The following is a 19,594-nucleotide window of genomic DNA, read 5'->3' on the forward strand; positions in this document are numbered from 1 at the left end:
AGCGACGGTCTGTTCTGGATGACGCAATGGTCGCCGCGGAGTTAAACACCGGCTCTGGCGAGGTTCAGACCAGCACCACCGTCGCGCCGGGACCACAGGTACGCCGACTCGGCCCGGCGTACACGGGGAGGACAACCACCATGCCCACCAATCCGATACGCATCAGCCAGACCATCCTGTATGTCGTGAGCTTGCGCAGCCTAGTGGGGCGGGTATCCCCCAGATCCGCCTACACTGGTCGACATCGACGGCGATCACGTCCGCCCGCCCAGTTGAGCAAGGTAGCGGCCCTGATCTGCCGTCGAAGTGTCGCTCCAGGCCGGGCGTCCACCCACCATGGCAGCACCGAGATCTATATGACGCAGGAGATGGAGGCAGTTGGTCCCCCGGCTACGAACGCGGGGAATACTCCAGCAAGACCAAGGCAATATCATCGCTAAGCGGCCCGTAGACCCAGCGGCGCAAGGCCGTTTCCAGCGAAGCGAGGCCGTCGCTGACTGACCCGTGGCCTAGCAACTTGGCCGCACGCTTGTCGATGGGGAAGAACTCGCCGTCGCGACGAGCCTCCGAAAGCCCATCGGTGTAGAGCAAGATCCGGTCGCCAGGTTCAAGTCGCTCAGTGCGAACGGTCACGGTTGGCATGAGGCCCAGCGGAGGCGCCATCGTCTCGTTCTTCAAATACGAGACCTTGCCTTGCCGCAACAACATGGGCGATGGGTGGCCACAATTGATGATCTGCAACGTTCCACCGCGCTGTTCCAATAGCGCCACGGTCACAAAGTCTTCCTCACCGCCACCACGAGTGACCGCCTGGTCGAGGTCTTTGACCATATTGCGGTAGTCTGCGCGCTCATAGGCTACGTAACGGAACGCCCCTAGCACCGTCGATGTCAGGCGGATCGCCGAAAGTCCCTTGCCACGTACGTCACCGATAATGACGCGCTGCCCATAGTCAGTGTCGGCTACTTCGTACAGGTCACCGCCGATTTCGGTATGGGAGCCCGAAGAAACGTAGCGGGCCGCGATATTGAATGGCCCGATGCGCGGTGCCAGCGGGCGCAAGATCGCCTGTTGAGTAACTGAGGCCAACCGCGTCAGCTGCTGAATGCGTTTGGTTTCTCGCTCGCGCAGGGCGGCTATGGCCACCGCGATCAGGACGGCGATGAACACCACCACCAGCTGCATCGCGTTGCCGGAGGTGTCGGCAACCTCACTGCCGCTGGCGACCATGTGATAGGTGATCCCCAGCAGCAGCGCGACGATACCGATGCTGAGAATCCAGGGCCAGGCGAGAAACGCGGCCGCGGCCAGTGGAGGCAGGGCCATCAGCCCGATGATGCTGTGCTCGATGTTTTCCCAGATGGATACCGCGATAGCCAGCATCAACAGCGCGAAAGCTGCCGCGAAGGCATAGCGCACGGCTGGTGCGGACCAGTCCGATCCGCGCGGATGTAGTTCCATCTTTTACCTGGCTCTTGGCTCGTCTACTTGGGTTATCCGGTCGGCCGTTGGCATTTGCGCCCGTACCGGCCGGTGGTGGGCGACTAAATTATGGCAGTCGCCTCATGGGTCATAGACCGCGAGAGGCGGACGTTAGCCATGTGGATGGCCCACCTTCGCGGCGGAGGCCTAAAAGGCGGGTTATAGCTCGGTGTTTCGACGTAGATGTATCGGTTCGGATCTGTTAGCAGTGTTGAGGCTGTTTCGCCATTGATGTTGATGGATGCCATGTAACTGTAGTGTCGCAACTCAAGCACGTATCGCGCTCGATGGCCAACGCCGGGGTCGTCTGAGGCAAAACGCCCAGTTGCCTAGCCCTGTCCGAGTCTGAGGAGCCCATGGTCGGCCCGCCTCTCCACCGACGCAAGGGCACAACTTCGGCGTGCGCGCGAAGATAAGCGCCCGTACCCGATACTTCCAGTACTTTCGGCCTGTCTCCGACTCGACTATGGGTTAGCGACCGCATTGGGACATCACGGCCCTTCCTCACACCGCTCTCCTGTGTCACCTCGCCCGAATGTATATGAAGCATCGTGGCCGATTGTGAACCAACGAGCACCGACTAATGTCGCTGTTCAGAGGCTCACCGGTACTTGCTGGCGCATTAGGGCCCCTCCCCGCTGTCCGCAAGCGTCACTGGAGCTCATTGTCAACCGGTGAAGTTCAATCAGGGCTGGGTTCGCAAGCTTGGCGTAGCCGCGCCACCAACACCTACGACCTGCTGGGTGGCGTTGTCGGACCCGACTTAGCAGCGATTCCAAGCTAAGCAAAGCAATCGCCGGTTTCCGCCTTATGGTGAGCACCCGGCGAGTGCCCGGTCGTGGCGACTGCGTAGATCCCTCCTCTCTCATGCCTTGGGTCACACGCTTGAATTCTATAGCTGACCATGAATGAAGAGGCTGGATCCCGTGAAAGGTACTCGCGCACGGCCTCTTTGGGGGAGATTAGGTCCGTTCGTCTGACTTTGAATGTCCGTTCGGCCGGTGAGGGGGTGTGTGCCGGTGACCCATGTGGGCGCCTGATAGACCGACCACTATTTGGGTTGATGACGCACGCGGCTCGTGCCACAGTTAATGCGTGAATGTCGAGATCGTCGCGGAGAAATTCCGCAGCCCCATCGCGCAAGAATTGTGTGCCGAAGTGCAGGCCGAGTACGCACGCAGGTACGACAGCAACGGCGATGAGGCCGTCATCGAGCACGATGACTTCGACCCGCCCAATGGCAAGTTCTTCGTTGTCTACCGCGACGGCGAGGCTCTCGGGTGCGGCGGATGGCGTGCCCATGGTTCCAACCAGGCCGAAATGAAGCGGGTGTTTGTTCGCGAGCCAGCCCGCCGGATGGGTTTGGCTCGGCGCATTGTGGCCGCCATCGAAGCCGACGCCGCCGCCAACGGCATGAGTCGCGTCATTCTCAACACGGGACCCGAGCAGCCGGAGGCCATTGCACTCTATGAGAACCTGGGCTATGGGCCACAGACCCCATTTGGGTTCTATGCGGCTTTCCCACAGGCCACCTTTCTGGGGAAGGATGTCAGCGGCCACCCTGACTTCGTCGCACGAGTTGACGCGGAGCACATGGCCGTCGAAAGCTGATTTCCTCGCGCGGAAGTCTCGTGGTCTTCCCACTTGCTCGACTAGGCTCGGAAAGATGACGTCATCATCTCCCTCACCGAGGAAACCCGAACGCCGAGTATCCATCGACACCCCCGCCGAGATCGAGACTGGCAAGTACGCGAACTTCGTCGCCATCTGGCACGACCCGGACAGCTTTACCCTGGACTTTGCGACCCTGACGGGCCCAGCCCAGCCAATCTCGGACCCCAACACCGAGAACACGGTTATGAAGCAACGAGCCAAGGTGGTCTCCCGAGTGAAGATCCCTCCCTCGCAGGTCTTCGAACTAATGAAGGCGCTGGAGCAGCAGCTCAGCGCGTGGGAAAAGGAAACGGGTCGCGGCTCCCGCCCGCCTGCCGAGTAGACGACCCGAGGCCACTCTTTGGCGCTAACCGGGCAGCCGGGTCTATAGCCCAAACTCGACCTCATCGCGCTCAGTGGTGAAGACAACCTGGCCGCCCGCCCGAGAGGCTCTTTTCAACCGCGCGGTGCGGTCCCCGTCAAGCAGGCGGGGCCGCACCGCTTTCATGTGCGAGGACGATGCCACAGCCCGTACCGCCGCCGTAATGTTTCACGTGAAACCTATCGACGCTACTGCTTCGCCGATCAGCCATCCATGCCCTGAATCAGGATTGGTACTAGCCTCAGCCGTTCTGCCGGTGACGGCAGCACCTGCCCACTTCGGTGTCACCTGGCATTCACCGGATGCGACCCGTGTAATGGCTCACGAACTAATGTCAACAGCCTCGACACTTCGTATTCTATAAAGTGATGACCTTTTCTGTAATTAACCAGTGGCTAACACGCAGGCGTCACCTCGACTACTGCCGCGTGTCGACCGTCCTGTGTAGCTAGGTCTTTGTCGCTGGTGGGCTGACTCCTCTTGGCCGAATCTGATCGGCCCTGCTCGCCTGGCCTCCTCCCCCTCGGCAGCATTCCGCTTCGAGTCGGGCTCCTTCCTGTGATCGCGCTCTTCGCCTCCGTGATGGCAAGCGGAAACAGACGCCATGTTCGTGGCATGACCATGCGGCATGGCATTCACCGTTTCCAAAGCCGCTACGTCGATCCATAGGGCCACTTGCGATTCGCTAGCAAGCTGCGAAAACTCTCATTCATCCGCGCCATGGGCTCCTTGTGCATTGATTCCACCTCGGCGCCGGATCCACTATTAGTCACCGGAAAGACTTCCCAATGGTTAAAGCAATCACGAAGATTCCCTTCTCCGCTCAGCTCTTGATCGGTCTAGCTGTCGGTATTCTCGCTGGCCTGGCCGCCCGCTTCTTTGAACTGGGCTGGCTGACCACCACTTTGGCCGAGACCGGCAGCATGTTCGTCCAGTTGCTGTTCTTGATAGTTCCGCCTCTGGTTTTCACGGCCATTGTTGTCAGCATTGCGTCATTGCGCAATGTGGCAAACGCTGGCCGCCTTGTCACCAAGACACTCGGATGGTTCCTCGCCACCTCGCTGATTGCCGTATCAGTCGGGATCACGATCGGCCTGGTCACCAACCCTGGTTCGGGGGTCAACCTCAGCACGGCCGACACCGAAGCGCCCGATCGTGTTGGCGGCTGGACAGATTTCCTCTCTGGAATTGTTCCGACCAACGTCGTTGAGTCGTTCCTTGAGGTCAATGTGCTCCAGATCGTGTTCCTGGCAATCGCCATCGGTATCGCGGCAGTGAAGATCGGACCGGCTGCCGAGGCGTTCCTGAATTTCAATAAGTCGTTGCTCAATTTGACGCAAAAGGCACTGTGGTGGGTTATTCGGCTGGCTCCGATCGGTACGGCCGGGCTCATCGGCAATGCCGTAGCCTCCTACGGCTGGGACCTGCTTGAACCTCTCGCCGTGTTCAGCGCCGGTATTTACGCAGGTTCCCTACTTCTCATCGTTGCGGTCTATCCGCTTTTGCTGCGTCTCTTCGCTGGTGTTTCGCCGTGGGTGTTCTTGCGCAAGACATGGCCGGCTCTTCAATTCGCCTTCGCGTCGCGTTCGTCGATCGGCACGATGCCATTGGCGCAGCGGACGATTGTGAATCGGCTTGGTGTTCCGCGCGAGTACGCTTCGTTCGCCTCCCCGTTCGGGGCGACCACCAAAATGGATGGTTGCGCCGCGATCTACCCGGCCATCGCCGCGATCTTTATCGCCCAGGTCTACGGCATCGAGCTCGGTATACAGGATTACTTGCTCATCGCGTTCGTCTCGGTGATTGGTTCGGCCGCCACCGCTGGATTGACCGGCGCGATCGTCATGTTGACTTTGACCCTCACCACGCTGGGTCTCCCGCTGGAGGGGGTGGCGCTGTTGCTGGCCATTGACCCCATCATGGACATGATTCGCACGACTGCCAATGTCGCCGGTCAGATGGCGGTACCGGTTTTGGTGGCAAAGTCGGAAAAGGTCCTTGACGTGGAGGTCTATCACGCTCCGAACCAGCCGTTGGATGCCGAGGCTGACCCGTTCGCCGAGTCGGCGCAAGGCTCTCAGCCGCAAGGGATCGACGATGCGCTGGTCATTGGCGATAGTGATGGCACAGATGTACCGAGGCAGGGGAATGCCGCAGAGGCGACCAGTGGACATAGCCGTTAGGGAGCTGCCTGACGTGGTGGGTCTCTTTGAAAGCATCCCGACTGGAGCGATGTGCTCACGGTGAGGTGACACCACGCTTACGCGGTGGGCGTTCATCCACTGGTCTGGGAGCTTTCAGGCTCTAGAAACAACGCAAGCCCAGGCATAGCCTGGGCTTGCGTTCGTGGAGCGGATGACGGGAATCGAACCCGCACTGTCAGCTTGGGAAGCTGAAGTTCTACCATTGAACTACATCCGCAAGGGCGCAACCTGGTCTTTTGCTGTTTGCTGTCGCGCCTATGGTGCATGGAGCCGCACATTGCCGCGAAAAGAGTAGCGTAACTCCTCCCTGCCCCCATATCGTACCTACTCCGAAATTTTCCCCTGCGACCCATGCCCATCGGTCGCGATGAGGGCCACGGTGTCGACTCTTAGCTTCGAACGCGTCCTCCGTTGCGCTTTCGTGGTGCGACACTTTCTCGTGGCGCCCATTTTTCTCCGGCTTCGCCTCGCCTCATTCGCCCTGGGTGACCACTGTGTGCAGTCACGCTCAGGCGCACTAGCGGTCACTTTGGGTCGAAAATTATTTCACCGCGAGGGAACCGGATTCATAATCTGAGCGTCACACCGATATGAACATGAAGATTCCGCCGAGAAACTCGCTGGCGATGGCCGCCGCTGCTACGGCGCTGCTCATCGCAGCCGGATGTACCTCTGGCGGTGACGACGCTCGGATAGCCGGCGACATCAACGCCGACGTTGATTGGTTGGACAACGCGGTCCTTACCAGCTACGACTCATGTGACGAAGCGCTGAGCTCTCTGCAAAAAGCCGCGCTCGACAACCTGGACGATGACCTAGCCTACGGCAATGGCCACAGCGGCCCGATCACCCTGTACGACGATGATATGGAGGTAGCCGAGGCTCCAGCTGGTGCCGAGGAAGGGGCCCGCGATTCCGCTGGGCTCGAGGCCTCTGAGGACTTCTCCGAAACCAATGTGGCTGAAACCGGGGTCGACGAGCCCGACGTGGTCAAGACCAATGGGCACCAGATCTTTGCCCTTGTCGGCAACTCACTGCAAATCGCGGACGCCTCCAGCGGTGAAGTCGTGTCCACCTTTGAGTTTGCGGACTCCTCCCTGCATATCTGGGGAGCCTCCATGTTCCTCGACGGTGACTCAGTCATGATCTTGTACAACGATCACGATTCCTTCACCATCCGGGACAACACCGAGATGGCCGCTCAAGAGTTGGTCATCAAACGCGTTGACGTCTCCGCGGAGCAACCGCGCCTCGATCAAGAGCTGCGTTTCGACGGCGGTTTGGTTGACGCCCGCATGGTCGATGGACAGGCGCGCATCGTGGCCACCTCGCACCCGTACTTCAATATCCCCCTGCAAGAGAAGCATTGGCGTCCCGATGTGTGGGTCCAGACTTGGGAGGGGGTGATCTCCTCTTCGAGTATCAACGAATGGCTGCCGACCTACACCATCGATGGCGACACCTACCAGGTACCTTGTCAGGCTCTGGCCCATCCGCAGGAGTACACCGGCATGTCGATGGTCACGATGTTGACCCTGCCGGTGTCTGGGGGCACCTTTGGTGATGGATCACCGGTGAGCATCGCGGCTGAGGCCGAGACGGTTTATGGCACCTCTGAGTCTGTCTATGTAGTCAATGGTCGGTCGCATTTTGGCACCTGGATGCCGCCGGTGCATTTGTCCGACCAGAAAACCGAGATCTACCGCTTCACCTATGAGGGTGATGGATTGCCTTCGTTTGCCGGTGAGTCCGAGGTTCCTGGATACCTGCTTAATCAGTATTCGTTGAACGAGCATGAGGGCTATTTGCGGGTGGCTACGACCGAGGGTGACCCGTGGGCGACTTTCTGGGATTCTGAAGGGGAGGTCTCCGAGTCGACTGTGACGGTGTTGGAGCTGGGCGACTCCCAGATGACCGAGGTGGGTTCTGTGACTGGGTTGGGGCCCGAGGAACGAATCTACGCGGTGCGATTCATGGGTGATGTCGCCTATGTGGTGACGTTCCGCGATACCGACCCGTTGTACACTGTGGACCTATCAGTGCCTAGCGAACCACGCGTGACCGGAGAGCTCAAGATCACTGGCTATTCCGCCTATTTGCACCCGGTGGGCGAGGGCCTACTGTTGGGCGTAGGGCAGGAGGCCAGCCTTGAAGGCCGAATTGAAGGCACTCTGGTGAGCTTGTTCGACGTCTCGAACGACGAGGCTACGGTGTTGGACCAGTATCACGTTCCAAACTCCTACTCCTCGGTCGAGCACGACCCGCACGCATTCCTCTACTGGCAGCCGCGCGATCTAGTCGCCATCCCCATCGATCAGTGGGACCGTATCGGGTCAAGCAGCTATATGACCCTACTGGAAATCAGTGACGAAGAGCTGTCGCCAGTGCACGAGGTGAAAATGGATTGGGGAACCGACGCTGACAGCGCCTGGGATTACGAACTGGACATGCGCTCAATCGTGATCGGGGACATCCTGTGGACTCTCGATTCCCAAGGTCTGGTCGCGACCGACCTAGACAGCTACGACGTTCTGACTCAATCGGAATGGAAACGTGACTAGATAGCGTTTCCCGAATAGGGTAATTTGACAATAGGCACTATAGTAAAAATTACCTCCTGAGACTTTAGGCCAATATGCATGGCCATCTATTCCTCGGGTGAGGGAAAGGTCCGTGCGGCACACCGGGGTTGCCGCACGGACCTCTTATTGTGTCCGGAATTCCGCCGCCAGAGCCACTAACCTGTCCGTTACGAGGCTTTCGGTAGTATTCGCAGCTCACGTCGGCAAAACTCGAGCACAGGCAGATGGAAATCCAACGCAATTGCCTCAGTGCGCGTTCAGAGGTGCGCAGCGGTCCTGTCCAAAGTTAGCCATGAGTAAATATGTCGGATCTCTACGGAACCATTAGTCACACCCCGTTAATTCAGTGAATTATTCTAAGCGTTATTGCAGGGGCCTCAACACGGCAAAGCGTTGAGAGTGAATTGAGAAGTAGCGTTAGCCAAGAAATGACCAACGAGGCCATTGCGCTGGAATAATTGCGCACGTTTTCGCTCAACGCAGGTGCATTTATAGCGATACCCAACCGTGATGAACGCGGTGGGGACGGTACCGATGACTGAAGGCCGCCCGCGCAAACCCAGTCATCTGACAGATGCCGTGCCCGGCCACGGGACCTTACGTTTGGCAGTAGCAGCCGCGACCGGCCGCTGGCTTCCCCGCGAAAGTCCCACGGGCCGCCTCGGTTGCCTCCCACACCCAACGACCGCGACACCCGCCGCGTTTAAGGAACAGCGCAATGAGTGACACTCTAAAACTAGCCATCATCATGGGATCGACTCGCGTCGACCGCTTTTGCCCCGTGCCCACCAACTGGTTCGCCGAGCAGGCGAAAATCCACGGTAGCTTCGACACCGACATCATCGACCTGATCGAAACGGAATTCCCCCTCCGCCTGTCAGCTGAGAACACCCCATCCCTAGCCGCGTTGAGTTCCCGCCTGGAGGCGGCCGACGCCTTCGTCGTCGTCACACCCGAGTACAACCACTCCTTTCCCGGCCCGCTCAAAATAGCCATCGACCACTTCAACGCCGAATGGCACGCCAAACCGGTAGGCCTCATCTCCTATGGGGGCATGGCCGGAGGCCAGCGCGCCGCAGAGGGGTTGCGTCTGGTCTTCCCCGAGCTGAACGCGATCACCATTCGCAACACCTTGTCGTTCAACAACTTTTGGGAGAAGTTCGACGAGCAGGGCAACCCTGTCGACGCGGAAGCGGCCAACACTGCGGCAAAGGGCTTCCTCGACCAGCTGTGCTGGTGGGCGACAACTTTGAAATCAGGCCGTGACCACCAGCCTTTCGGATCATGAGTGAGGGAATGACATGCGCGCGATTATGCAGTACGCATACGGAGGACCCGAAACCTTGCTCATGGAAGAACAGCCGGACCTATCGCCCGCGCAAGGGCAAGTGCGCATCAAGGTGGCGGCCTCCGGGGTGCATTTGATTGACACTGTGCTGCGTTCGGGAGATACCGACGCATTGCCCTATGCGCCGCCGGCGCTACCGATGACTCCTGGCCGTGAGGTTGCGGGGACGGTGGACGCGGTTGGAGACGGGGTGGACTCCTCGTGGGTCGGGCAAAGAGTGGTGACCCACCTGGGACTGGCTTCGGGCGGCTACGCCGAACAAGCTATTCGGGAGGTCGGTGCCGTCCATGTGCTACCGGCGGGAGTCGATGAGGCGGCAGCGGTGGCGGCGATTGGTACCGGCCGCACGGCATTGAGCATTTTGGAACACGCCCGGCCCACCGCTGAGGACCTAGTGCTGGTGACGGCCGCGGCTGGCGGGATCGGCACCTTGCTGGTGCAGTACCTGAAGAGGCACGTCGGCGCCGAGGTTGTGGGGGTTGCCGGTGGTCGAGAGAAAGTGTCTTGGTTGCGCGGGCAAGGTGTCGACCACGCGGTCGATTACACCAGCCACGACTGGGCCGAACAGGTGCGAAAGCTGACTGGTGGTCGTGACATCACCCTGGTTTTCGACGGCGTCGGTGGAGAGTCGGGGCGGGTGGCGCTGGAACTGCTTGGCCTCGGGGGGCGACATGTGATGTTCGGTTGGTCGGCGGGATCTGCCACCCAGCTCAATGAGCAGGACATTATGAACCGAGGCTTGACGGTCTCCTCGGCGTTGGGGCCGCACGTCATCGCTAAGGCCGGTGGGATGCGGGAGCTGGAGACCCAGGCGTTGCGCCTGGTTGAAAAGGAAGTATGGACTCCGCAGGTGCACAGATTCGCGTTGGAGGATGCCGCTGCGGCGCATCGGGCACTGGTAGAGCGATCCACGGTCGGGAAGGTCATCCTCTCCCCGTAAATGGGTACGATTGGAACATGTCGCATGGTCATCTCGGCTCCCACCCGCCAATGACGGGCCTGCCAGAATCCACAGTTCTTTCCGGCCCCGCGCAGCGGGGCCGGACGGATGCGGAGCCAGCTGGACGGAGTGGGTCGGCCGCCGGTTCCATCGCCTTCGTGAACGGTCTGCACGGTCGTGGCTCGGAGTTTGAGGCGCTAGACGCATTGTTGCAGCGAGCGCGGTCTGGGCACAGCGGCAGTATCGTCATTCGCGGCGAGGCTGGCATCGGCAAGTCGACACTCATCGACCATGTTGAGTCCGCCGCCGGTGACTTTCGGGTTTTGCGCAGTTTGGGGGTGGAGTCCGAACAACAGTGGGCATTTTCGGGCCTGCATATGCTGCTGCGGCCAGTCCGGGGCTCGATAGATTCCCTGCCCGCTGTTCAAGCCGCCGCGCTCAACGCCGCCATGGGTTTTAGCGATGTGGCCGGAAACGATCGACTGCAAGTCGGGGTCGCCGTGTTGTATTTGCTGGCCGAGTTGGCGGAGAACCAGCCGCTCCTGTGCATCATCGATGACGCGCACTGGCTCGATGGCGAAACCGCCGACGCCTTGTTGTTCGCCGCTCGTCGCTTTCAGGTCGAGCCGATTGTCATGATTTTTGCGGCCAGAGACAATTACGCGCCCGAATTTCCCGCGCCAGGCATCGACAATCTCTCACTGGCCCCAGTGGACGACACTGCCTCGCGGGCGATCCTCTCCGAGGCCGCCCCCACTCTCACCGAGATGGCCGTACAGCAGTTGCTCATCGAATCGCGGGGAAATCCATTGGCCCTGCGTGAGCTCGCAGCAGCTCATCAAGCTGGCTCCTTGGATGGTTCTACTTACCATTCGCGTGAATATTCGACGGCGGCCCGGTTGTATCAGGCGTTCAACGACCGGATCAATTGTCTTCCCGAAGCGACGCGAACGCTTCTCCTCGTTGCCTCCGCAGAGATGCCCGACGAGACAGCGGCGGTTTTCCACGCCGCTGAAAAGTTCGGTGCGACGGTGGCCGACCTGGAACCAGCCGAGAGAGCGGGGCTGCTGCAACTGGTCGATGGACAGTTGATTTTCGGCCATCCGCTGATTCGCGCGACCGCTTACCGTAGTGCGCCGCTGCACCGACGACTGCGCATTCACCGCAGTCTGGCCGAGGCTCCCCGTAAGAACACCAGCACCTGCGCTCGCGTCATGCACCTTGCTTCGGCGGCCAACGGGGCAGACGACGACATCGCCGACATGCTCGATGAACTGGCCGTCGAAGGCCGCCGGCGCGGCGGGCATCTGACCGAGGCCCGTACCTACGAGCGGGCCGCTCGTCTTTCGGTCGATCCGGTGAAGAAAGCGCGCCGTCTCTTGGCCGCTGCCGAGGCCGCGTTGCTCGCCGGACAGATGGACCGGGCGATTGACCTGGCTGAGGCGAGCGAGATCGCACTGACCGACCATGCCGACCTCGCCCGCAGCGCCACCGTCCGGGCCACGGTCGCTGTATGGAAGGGAGACTTCGCCTCGGGCCAAACACTGTGGATCGCAGCCGCCAACCACACGGTCGTCTCCGACCCCGACACAGCTGGGTACCCGCTCTTCCGTTCCGTCGAGGCCGCCTGGATGGCGGGTGACTACGCCGTGGCCGCTTGCGCCGCCAAATACGCCGACGACCTTAACTTGCGCACGTCACCATGGGTGCGATACCTGGCCACAGCCACAGCCGGGTTCAGTAACCGCGACGGATTCACCCCGTCGGACGCGGTCGTGGCCCTGCGCCACCTCATTGATGTCCATGATGAGAACGAAGACCGGCTGGGCCTGCAAGAGAGATCCATGGTGATCTGGTGGTTTCTGTTGTGCAGCGACTTCGAACGCGCCCATCGACATGCGGTGACCTTGGTGGAGGAATGTCGCCGCACTTCGGGTATCGGTGTGTTGCCGCGAGTGTTGAACATGCAGGCGCGCGCCGAAATCGGCATGGGCCGACTGTCCGACGCCGAATTGCATGTGATCGAGGCGCAGCGACTGGCTGAGGACCTGGGTCAGAATCAGGCATTCGTGCAAACGGCGAATTGGGCGCTGGCCTATATCGCCGCAGTGCGGGGGGATGAAGAAGCGTGTGAGTCTCACATGGGGGACAGATCGGACTCCTCGGCACAGGCGTGGCGGCTTTCGTTCCTTGCCTTGCTCGACATTGGTCTGGGCCGGTTCGATATGGCCCAGGAACGGTTGGAGGAGCTGGTCGCCACGGGTGTGCCATTGGAGATCATGCTGCGGGTGCCGGATCTCATTGAGGTGGCGGCGCGGCAGGGGCGTACGGAGGATCATCGGGAGATTTTCGCCTGGTTTAGGGACTATTCGTATGCCTGCCAGCAGCCGGGTGCCGAGGCGATTGTGGAACGGTGTCTGGCTTTGCTGGCTGCCGACGATGACGCACAGGCGCATTTTGCGCGGGCGGTCGAGTTGCATCGGCAGGGCACCGATGAGGCGTTTGAGCGGGCCCGGACCGATTTGTTGTATGGGGAATGGTTGCGCCGGCAGCGTCGTCCCAGCCAGGCGCGGTCACGGTTGCGGGCCGCCGCTGAGACGTTTGAGAGGATGCAGGCGCACCCGTGGTCTCAGCGGGCCCGTTCGGAGCTGCGGGCCGCGGGAGACTCCTCGGCTCAATCACGCGCGGGCGCGGTACTTCAGCATTCGTTGACGCCGCAGGAATTGCAGGTGGTGCGGTTGGCGGCGCAGGGTTTGACGAATCGGGACATCGGCGGGCAATTGTTCTTGAGCCCGCGCACCGTTGGGTATCACTTGTACAAGGCGTATCCGAAGTTGGGAGTGTCTTCGCGCGCGGAGCTGCCGCAGCTGGACTTGGCAGGCTGACGAAGCGACGAGACCGCCTTGTCGAGCACGGGTTTTGTGCGAAGACACCGCGATGTTTCCGGCCCCGATGGCCTGGAGCGAGGCGCTGTTTCTTAGTAGGCTCACTGACGGTGACGATGATCTCCGCCTCCAGTGTCAAGTGTGGCCTACATCATTATTGTGAGTGCCCCAATGCCGGAATACTGACCAGTAACAAAATACTCCAAGAGGTGGAGATTCGTATTCGCATCAGCTACGCTGGATTATATTACCGATGAGTAATGGAGTTGTGGAACCATGTCGCACTATCGAAGCAACCTACGTGACCTCGAATTTAACCTTTTTGAGGTATTCGACGCCGCCAGCTATATGGGTAAAGGCCCCTACGAAGACTTGGACGCGGAGACTTCGAAGACGATCCTGCACGAAGTCAACCGCTTGGCTCAAAACGAGCTGGCCACCAGCTACGTAGACGGCGACCGCAACCCACCGGTATTCGACCCGAACGACAACACCGTCACCGTGCCCGACTCGTTCAAGAACTCCTTCAAGGCGCTCATGGACGCCGAGTACTGGCGACTGGACATTCCCGAAGACCTCGGCGGAACCTACGCGCCGCGCACCCTGTGGTGGTGCCTGGCCGAATTGGTTCTCGGAGCTAACCCGGCGCTGTGGATGTACGCAGCCGGTCCCTCCTTCGCGACGACTCTGGGCCTGGAAGGCACCGAAGAGCAGAAGGAATGGGCCAAGCTGTTCATTGAGAAGCAGTGGGGCGCGACCATGGTGCTCACCGAGCCCGACGCGGGATCGGACGTTGGCGCGGGAACGACCAAGGCCTACAAGCAAGAAGACGGCTCGTGGCACCTGGAGGGCGTGAAGCGTTTCATCACCTCCGGCGAAAACGACATGATGGACAACATCATTCACTACGTGCTGGCACGCCCGGTGGGCGAAGAAGGCGTCGGAGGCCCCGGGACCAAGGGCCTGTCGCTGTTCGTCGTCCCGAAGTACCACTTCGATGCCAAGACCGGTGAGCTGGGCGAGCGCAACGGCGTCTACGCCACCAACCTTGAGCACAAGATGGGACTCAAGGTCTCCTCCACCGCCGAGCTGACCTTCGGCGAGGAAACCCCAGCCAAAGGCTGGCTGATGGGCGAGAAGCACGAAGGTATTCGGCAGATGTTCCTCATCATCGAATACGCGCGCATGATGGTCGGCACCAAGGCCATTTCGACGCTGTCGACTGGTTACCTTAACGCCCTGGACTACGCGAAGAGCCGCGTCCAGGGGCCGGACCTGCTCAAAGCCAGTGACAAGACTTCGCCGCGCGTGGAGATCATCAAGCACCCGGACGTGCGCCGCTCGCTGCTGCTGCAAAAGTCGTATGCCGAAGGGCTGCGCGCGCTGGTGTGCTACACCGCGTCCTGGCAGGACAAGTGGCGTCTGGCCGAGCACGACGGGCAGGCCGACGACGCCGAAGAGGCCAAGAAGGTCAACGACCTGCTGCTGCCGATCGTCAAGGGCTGCGGCTCTGAGCGTGCCTATGAGCTACTGGGCTCTGAGTCGCTGCAAACGTTCGGCGGATCGGGCTACCTGCAGGACTACCCGCTGGAACAGTACGTTCGGGACGCGAAGATCGACACCCTCTACGAGGGCACCACGGCGATCCAGAGCTTGGACTTCCTGTTCCGCAAGATCATCAAGGACGGCGGCGAAAGCCTCATGGTCATCGCCGAAGAGATCATGGCGGACGCCTCGGTCGAGACCGAGGACGGCTTGGGCGAACACCGGCAGCGAGTGCAAAAGGCGCTGGGCGATGTACAGGGCATGATCGAGGCCATGCAGCCATTCCTTATGGGCCCCATGGAAGGTGAGCCCCGTGAGCTGTACAAGTCGGCACTGCACTCCCGTCGACTGCTACTAGCAGTGGGTGACCTCTTGGTCGGTTGGTTGTTGACCAAGCAGGCCACGGTCGCACAGGCGAAGATCGACGGCGGCGACAATGACCCCTTCTACCAGGGCAAGGTCGCCTCGGCGAAATTCTTCACCCGCGAGGTGCTGCCGCGCCTAACCGCCGACCGTAAGACGATCGAAGCGGCGGACCTGACCGCGATGGACCTGCCAGAAGACGCCTTCTAGTCCGGTCTAAGCCGCTTATGGGCTGGGTTTTCTAAGCCTGGCCGGTGAGGCACCAGAGACGAACAGTGGGGCCACAACCCAGTTTCAAGGTTGTGGCCCCACTTCTTTGTCTGTGGTGCCCGTGTGCTCCGTGGTATTTAGGCGCCTTCGATCACTCCGGCCCCCAGCAACACCTTCAAATCGGCGGTGAGTTCGACCGATGGGCGCACCCGCCAATTGTCGTCTAGCGCCAGCATCGTCACGTTAGGGCCGTTCTTGAGCCGCACGTGGATCGGTGAATCGCCTTGGTGCAGCTTCAGCGTCTCGGAGAGTCGCTCGATGAGATCGGGGGTGATCGCTTGCGAGCGCAGGGAAAGAGTGACCGGGCCGGAATTGGACTCTGGGCCGCCGGAGATATCGAGTACCTGCAGGTCTTGCGCGATCAACTGCGGTGTGCCGTCACGGCGATCTAGTTTGCCGCGCACACAGCACACCAAGTCGTCTGCCAGACTGTGAGCGACCAGCTCGTACGTGTTGGGGAAGAACCGCACCTCGATGCCACCGTGCAAGTCCTCCAGCGTCGCCGAGGCCCACAGCTTTCCCTGCTTGGTGACGCGCTTGGCGACGTTTTGCAAAATCCCCGCGACCTTGACGCCCGAGCCGTCCGGAATGTCCTCGCCCAGCAAAGCCGCCACGGGGCGGTCGGCATTGGCCGACAAGAGCCGTTCAAAGCCGTTGAGTGGGTGCGAGGATACATATAGACCAAGCATTTCCCGCTCGAAGGCCAGCAGGTCGCGACGGTCCCACTCATGCTCGGGAATAGTCAGGTCGATGCCGAGCGTGTCGGTGGTCTCCTCCATGCCGCCGAAGAGGTCGAACTGTCCGCGGGCCTCTTCTTTCTTGATCGAGACCATCGCGTCGACGGCCTTCTCGTGAACTTCGGCTAGGCCCCTGCGCGAGTGGTTTAGCGAGTCGAACGCCCCGGCTTTGATGAGTGATTCGATGGTGCGTTTGTTGCACACCTGCACCGGGACCTTGTTGAGGAAGTCCTTGAAGTCGGCGTACTCGCCTTGCGACTCTCGTGCCTCGATGATGCCCGAGACCACGTTCGCGCCCACGTTTCGCACCGCTCCTAGCCCGAATCGGATGTTCTCGCCGACCGGGTGGAACACGTGCCGAGAGTCGTTGACGTCTGGCGGCATGACCGTGATGCCCATTTTGCGGCACTCGGACAGGTAGATCGCGGCCTTGTCTTTGGTGTCGCCAACGGAGGTAAGCAGACCTGCCATGTACTCGGCCGGGTAGTTGGCCTTGAGAAAGGCCGTCCAATACGCGATCAGGCCGTAACCGGCGGCGTGAGATTTGTTGAACGCGTAACCGGCGAAGGGAAGGACTGTGTCCCACAGGGTCTTGATGGCCTCTTTGGAGAACCCGTTGGACTGCATTCCGGCCTGGAAAGCCTCGTACTGCTTTTCCAGTACGTCGAGCTTCTTCTTACCCATGGCCTTACGCAGCACGTCGGCTTGACCCATGGTGAACCCGGCGACCTTTTGCGCGATACGCATGATCTGCTCTTGGTAGACGATCAGACCGTATGTCTCGTCAAGGATCTCTTTGAGTGGCTCGGCCAGCTCCGGGTGAATGGGTTCGATCTCCTGCCGACCGTTTTTGCGGTCGGCGTAGTTGTTGTGAGAGTTCATCGCCATGGGGCCGGGGCGGTACAGGGCGATGACGGCGGTGACGTCGTTGAAGTTCGTCGGCTTGAGTCGTTTGAGCAACTCCCGCATGGGGCCACCGTCGAGCTGGAAAACCCCGAGCGTGTCGCCGCGGGCCAGTAGCTCATAGGCGGCCGTGTTATCGGTGCCGAGCGTGTCCAGATCGATTTCGTCGCCCTTGTTGGCCCGAATCGCGTCGATGGCGTCACCAATGACGGTGAGGTTTCGCAACCCCAGGTAGTCCATCTTCAGGAGGCCGATGTCCTCACAGGAGGGATAGTCCCAGCCAGTGATGATTGACCCATCGGGTCGTGCCCACAATGGAATCGAGTCCACCAGCGGGTCTGAGGACAAAATCACGGCACAGGCGTGGACCCCGGCGTTTCGGATCAGGCCTTCGAGACCGCGCGCGGTCTCAAAAATCTGCCCGGCCTCGCGGTCGTTCTCAATCAGGGTGCGTACTTCTGTGGCTTCCTTATACCGCTCGTGTTTGGGGTCGGTGATACCCGAGAGCGGAATGTCCACTGCCATCACTGGTGGCGGGAGCGCCTTCGTGATGCGTTCGGCGATGGCGAAACCCGGCTGTCCATGGTGGACGCGCGCGGCGTCCTTAATGGCGGCCTTCGTCTTAATGGTGCCGAACGTGATCACCTGCGCCACGTGATCGGACCCGTACTTCTCCATGGTGTAGGTGATCATCTCGCCACGGCGACGGTCGTCGAAGTCGATGTCGATATCCGGCATCGACACGCGCTCGGGGTTGAGGAACCGCTCAAACAGCAACCCGTGCGGGATGGGGTCGATGTTAGTGATCTCCAGCGCGTAGGCCACCAGCGAACCGGCCGCCGAACCACGGCCGGGACCCACGCGGATGCCGATGCTCTTGGCGTGTCCGATGAGGTCGGCGACCACCAGGAAGTACGAAGGGAAACCAGTTTGGATGATGACGTCGAGCTCGAAGTCAGCCCGCTCGTGATAGCCCTCCGGCACCCCGTCGGGGAAGCGCTTCTTTAGGCCCTCATAGACCTGATGGCGAAGATACGACCCCTGGTCGAAACCTTCGGGCACGTCAATGACTGGCATCCGGTCCTGGTGGGCAAAGATCTCATCATAGTCTTCCACCTGCTCGGCTACCAGCAGCGTGTTGGCGCAGCCTTCGGCCCAAATCTCATCGGTACGCAGGTCATACATTTGCTCGGCGGAGCGCAGAAAATAGCCCTCGCCCTCGAACTGGAACCGCTTGGGGTCATCCAGTGTGGAGCCCGACTGCACGCACAACAGCGCCGCGTGGGCTGGCTGCTGTTCTGCGGTCACATAGTGGGAGTCATTGGTGACCAGCGGCGGCAAATTCATTTTGCGGCCCAGCTCGTACAGCTCGTTTTGGACTCGACGTTCCACGGAGTTTCCGTGTTCCATCAGCTCAAGGAAGTAATAGTCCTTGCCAAAGATGTCTCGGTAGTCGCTGGCGGCCTGATAGGCCTCCTCGATCTGCCCCAGCCGCAGCCGGGTTTGGACCTCTCCACCGGGGCAGCCGGTCGTGGCGGTGACGCCCGCGGCGTGTTCGCTGATGAGCTGCCGGTCCATCCGTGGTTTGTAGTAGTAGCCCTCGAAGCTAGCCAAGCTCGACATCTTGAACAGGTTGCGAGCCCCGGTGGAATTGCGGGCCAGCATGGTCATGTGAGTGTAGGAGCCATTGCCGGAGAGGTCGTCGGAGCGCTGGGAGGGCTCTCCCCAAAAAGTGGGCTTCTTGTGGAAGCGGTCATGCGGTGCCAAGTAGGCCTCGATGCCGAGGATCGGTTTGACCCCCGATTTCTTGGCGGCCTGATAAAAGGCGTACGCGCCGTACATGTTGCCGTGGTCGGTCATGGCAATCGCGGGCTGACCGAGGCGATCGGCTTCGTCGAAAAGCGGCTTGAGCTTCGCTGCTCCGTCCAGCATCGAGTACTCGGTGTGTACGTGCAGGTGAACGAATTGCTGCGACACAGCTGCCTCCAACATAGCTACTGATAGCCGGGAGTATGTACTAAAAACCGTTGTTTTAGATCATAACGACGAATGGCGGGCTAGGTTTCGGCCCGCGTCAAGATTCTCCCCTTGGCCTCAATCAGGATAGTGGTTCGGCCCGACTGGTCCCATGCGGATCATTGTTCGAATGCGGAGGTCCTCGGCCCTGGGCACGCTAGCGGCGGCGCTCTTGTCTCGCATGGCACTGAGAGTCATGTCACGCAGCGGAGGCGACGGCCGCCGAATGCGATATATCCTAGCTTTTTGCTTGGCGAGTGCCATTTGTGGAGTACCAGCGCAAA

The 19,594-nt window shown here is 60.6% G+C and carries 10 protein-coding genes, 1 tRNA gene and 1 pseudogene; 8 read left to right on the top strand and 4 right to left on the bottom strand.

Going from position 1 to position 19,594, the window contains the following annotated elements:
* Positions 1–390: 390 nt before the first annotated feature.
* Positions 391–1,461, bottom strand: a complete 1,071-nt coding sequence (locus JQS30_RS00085) for a PP2C family protein-serine/threonine phosphatase (protein ID WP_213171391.1) — start codon at positions 1,459–1,461, stop codon at positions 391–393.
* A 1,116-nt stretch (positions 1,462–2,577) separates the two neighbouring features.
* Here JQS30_RS00085 and JQS30_RS00090 point away from each other — a divergent pair.
* Together JQS30_RS00090 and JQS30_RS00095 are read left to right on the top strand one after the other, a co-directional pair.
* Positions 2,578–3,093 (top strand): GNAT family N-acetyltransferase, encoded by a 516-nt coding sequence (locus tag JQS30_RS00090; RefSeq protein WP_213171392.1) that lies wholly within the window; start codon positions 2,578–2,580, stop codon positions 3,091–3,093.
* Between the two features lie 55 nt (positions 3,094–3,148).
* Complete coding sequence (locus JQS30_RS00095; protein WP_213171393.1) at positions 3,149–3,478, top strand: DUF3467 domain-containing protein; 330 nt, start codon at positions 3,149–3,151, stop codon at positions 3,476–3,478.
* Between the two features lie 42 nt (positions 3,479–3,520).
* On the opposite strand, the gene JQS30_RS17460 is transcribed toward JQS30_RS00095, so the two are convergent.
* Positions 3,521–3,643 carry a hypothetical protein gene (locus JQS30_RS17460; RefSeq protein WP_281398477.1) on the bottom strand — a complete coding sequence of 41 codons (123 nt, stop codon included), beginning with the start codon at positions 3,641–3,643 and terminating at the stop codon, positions 3,521–3,523.
* Between the two features lie 674 nt (positions 3,644–4,317).
* Between JQS30_RS17460 and JQS30_RS00100 the strand changes: the two are divergent.
* A pseudogene (locus JQS30_RS00100) lies at positions 4,318–5,598 on the top strand (dicarboxylate/amino acid:cation symporter); the annotation flags it as partial.
* Positions 5,599–5,864: 266 nt separating this feature from the next.
* Here JQS30_RS00100 and JQS30_RS00105 read toward each other — a convergent pair.
* Positions 5,865–5,938 (bottom strand) — tRNA-Gly (locus tag JQS30_RS00105).
* Between the two features lie 379 nt (positions 5,939–6,317).
* Here JQS30_RS00105 and JQS30_RS00110 point away from each other — a divergent pair.
* The 5 genes from JQS30_RS00110 to JQS30_RS00130 all read left to right on the top strand — a co-directional run bounded on the left by JQS30_RS00110 (position 6,318) and on the right by JQS30_RS00130 (position 15,594).
* Entirely contained in the window at positions 6,318–8,282 is a 1,965-nt protein-coding gene (locus JQS30_RS00110) for a beta-propeller domain-containing protein (RefSeq protein ID WP_213171395.1), read from the top strand.
* 739 nt (positions 8,283–9,021) lie between these two features.
* Entirely contained in the window at positions 9,022–9,591 is a 570-nt protein-coding gene (locus tag JQS30_RS00115; RefSeq protein WP_213171396.1) for an NADPH-dependent FMN reductase, read from the top strand.
* Between the two features lie 13 nt (positions 9,592–9,604).
* Positions 9,605–10,591 carry a zinc-binding dehydrogenase gene (locus JQS30_RS00120; protein ID WP_213171397.1) on the top strand — a complete coding sequence of 329 codons (987 nt, stop codon included), beginning with the start codon at positions 9,605–9,607 and terminating at the stop codon, positions 10,589–10,591.
* A 17-nt stretch (positions 10,592–10,608) separates the two neighbouring features.
* Positions 10,609–13,476 carry a helix-turn-helix transcriptional regulator gene (locus JQS30_RS00125; protein WP_213171398.1) on the top strand — a complete coding sequence of 956 codons (2,868 nt, stop codon included), beginning with the start codon at positions 10,609–10,611 and terminating at the stop codon, positions 13,474–13,476.
* A gap of 276 nt (positions 13,477–13,752) precedes the next feature.
* Entirely contained in the window at positions 13,753–15,594 is a 1,842-nt protein-coding gene (locus JQS30_RS00130; RefSeq protein WP_213171399.1) for an acyl-CoA dehydrogenase, read from the top strand.
* Between the two features lie 137 nt (positions 15,595–15,731).
* Here JQS30_RS00130 and dnaE read toward each other — a convergent pair whose 3' ends face one another.
* Positions 15,732–19,286, bottom strand: a complete 3,555-nt coding sequence (gene dnaE / locus JQS30_RS00135; RefSeq protein WP_343076144.1) for a DNA polymerase III subunit alpha — start codon at positions 19,284–19,286, stop codon at positions 15,732–15,734.
* Positions 19,287–19,594: the final 308 nt, after the last annotated feature.

Source organism: Natronoglycomyces albus, assembly GCF_016925535.1.
Classification (GTDB): Bacteria; Actinomycetota; Actinomycetes; order Mycobacteriales; family Micromonosporaceae; genus Natronoglycomyces; species Natronoglycomyces albus.

Coding starts and splice junctions, on each gene's coding strand:
- JQS30_RS00085 (WP_213171391.1), bottom strand. CDS start 1,461: ATGGAACTACATCCGCGCGGATCGGACTGGTCCGCACCAGCCGTGCGC.
- JQS30_RS00095 (WP_213171393.1), top strand. CDS start 3,149: ATGACGTCATCATCTCCCTCACCGAGGAAACCCGAACGCCGAGTATCC.
- JQS30_RS17460 (WP_281398477.1), bottom strand. CDS start 3,643: ATGAAAGCGGTGCGGCCCCGCCTGCTTGACGGGGACCGCACCGCGCGG.
- JQS30_RS00110 (WP_213171395.1), top strand. CDS start 6,318: ATGAAGATTCCGCCGAGAAACTCGCTGGCGATGGCCGCCGCTGCTACG.
- JQS30_RS00115 (WP_213171396.1), top strand. CDS start 9,022: ATGAGTGACACTCTAAAACTAGCCATCATCATGGGATCGACTCGCGTC.
- JQS30_RS00120 (WP_213171397.1), top strand. CDS start 9,605: ATGCGCGCGATTATGCAGTACGCATACGGAGGACCCGAAACCTTGCTC.
- JQS30_RS00125 (WP_213171398.1), top strand. CDS start 10,609: ATGTCGCATGGTCATCTCGGCTCCCACCCGCCAATGACGGGCCTGCCA.
- JQS30_RS00130 (WP_213171399.1), top strand. CDS start 13,753: ATGTCGCACTATCGAAGCAACCTACGTGACCTCGAATTTAACCTTTTT.
- dnaE (WP_343076144.1), bottom strand. CDS start 19,286: ATGTTGGAGGCAGCTGTGTCGCAGCAATTCGTTCACCTGCACGTACAC.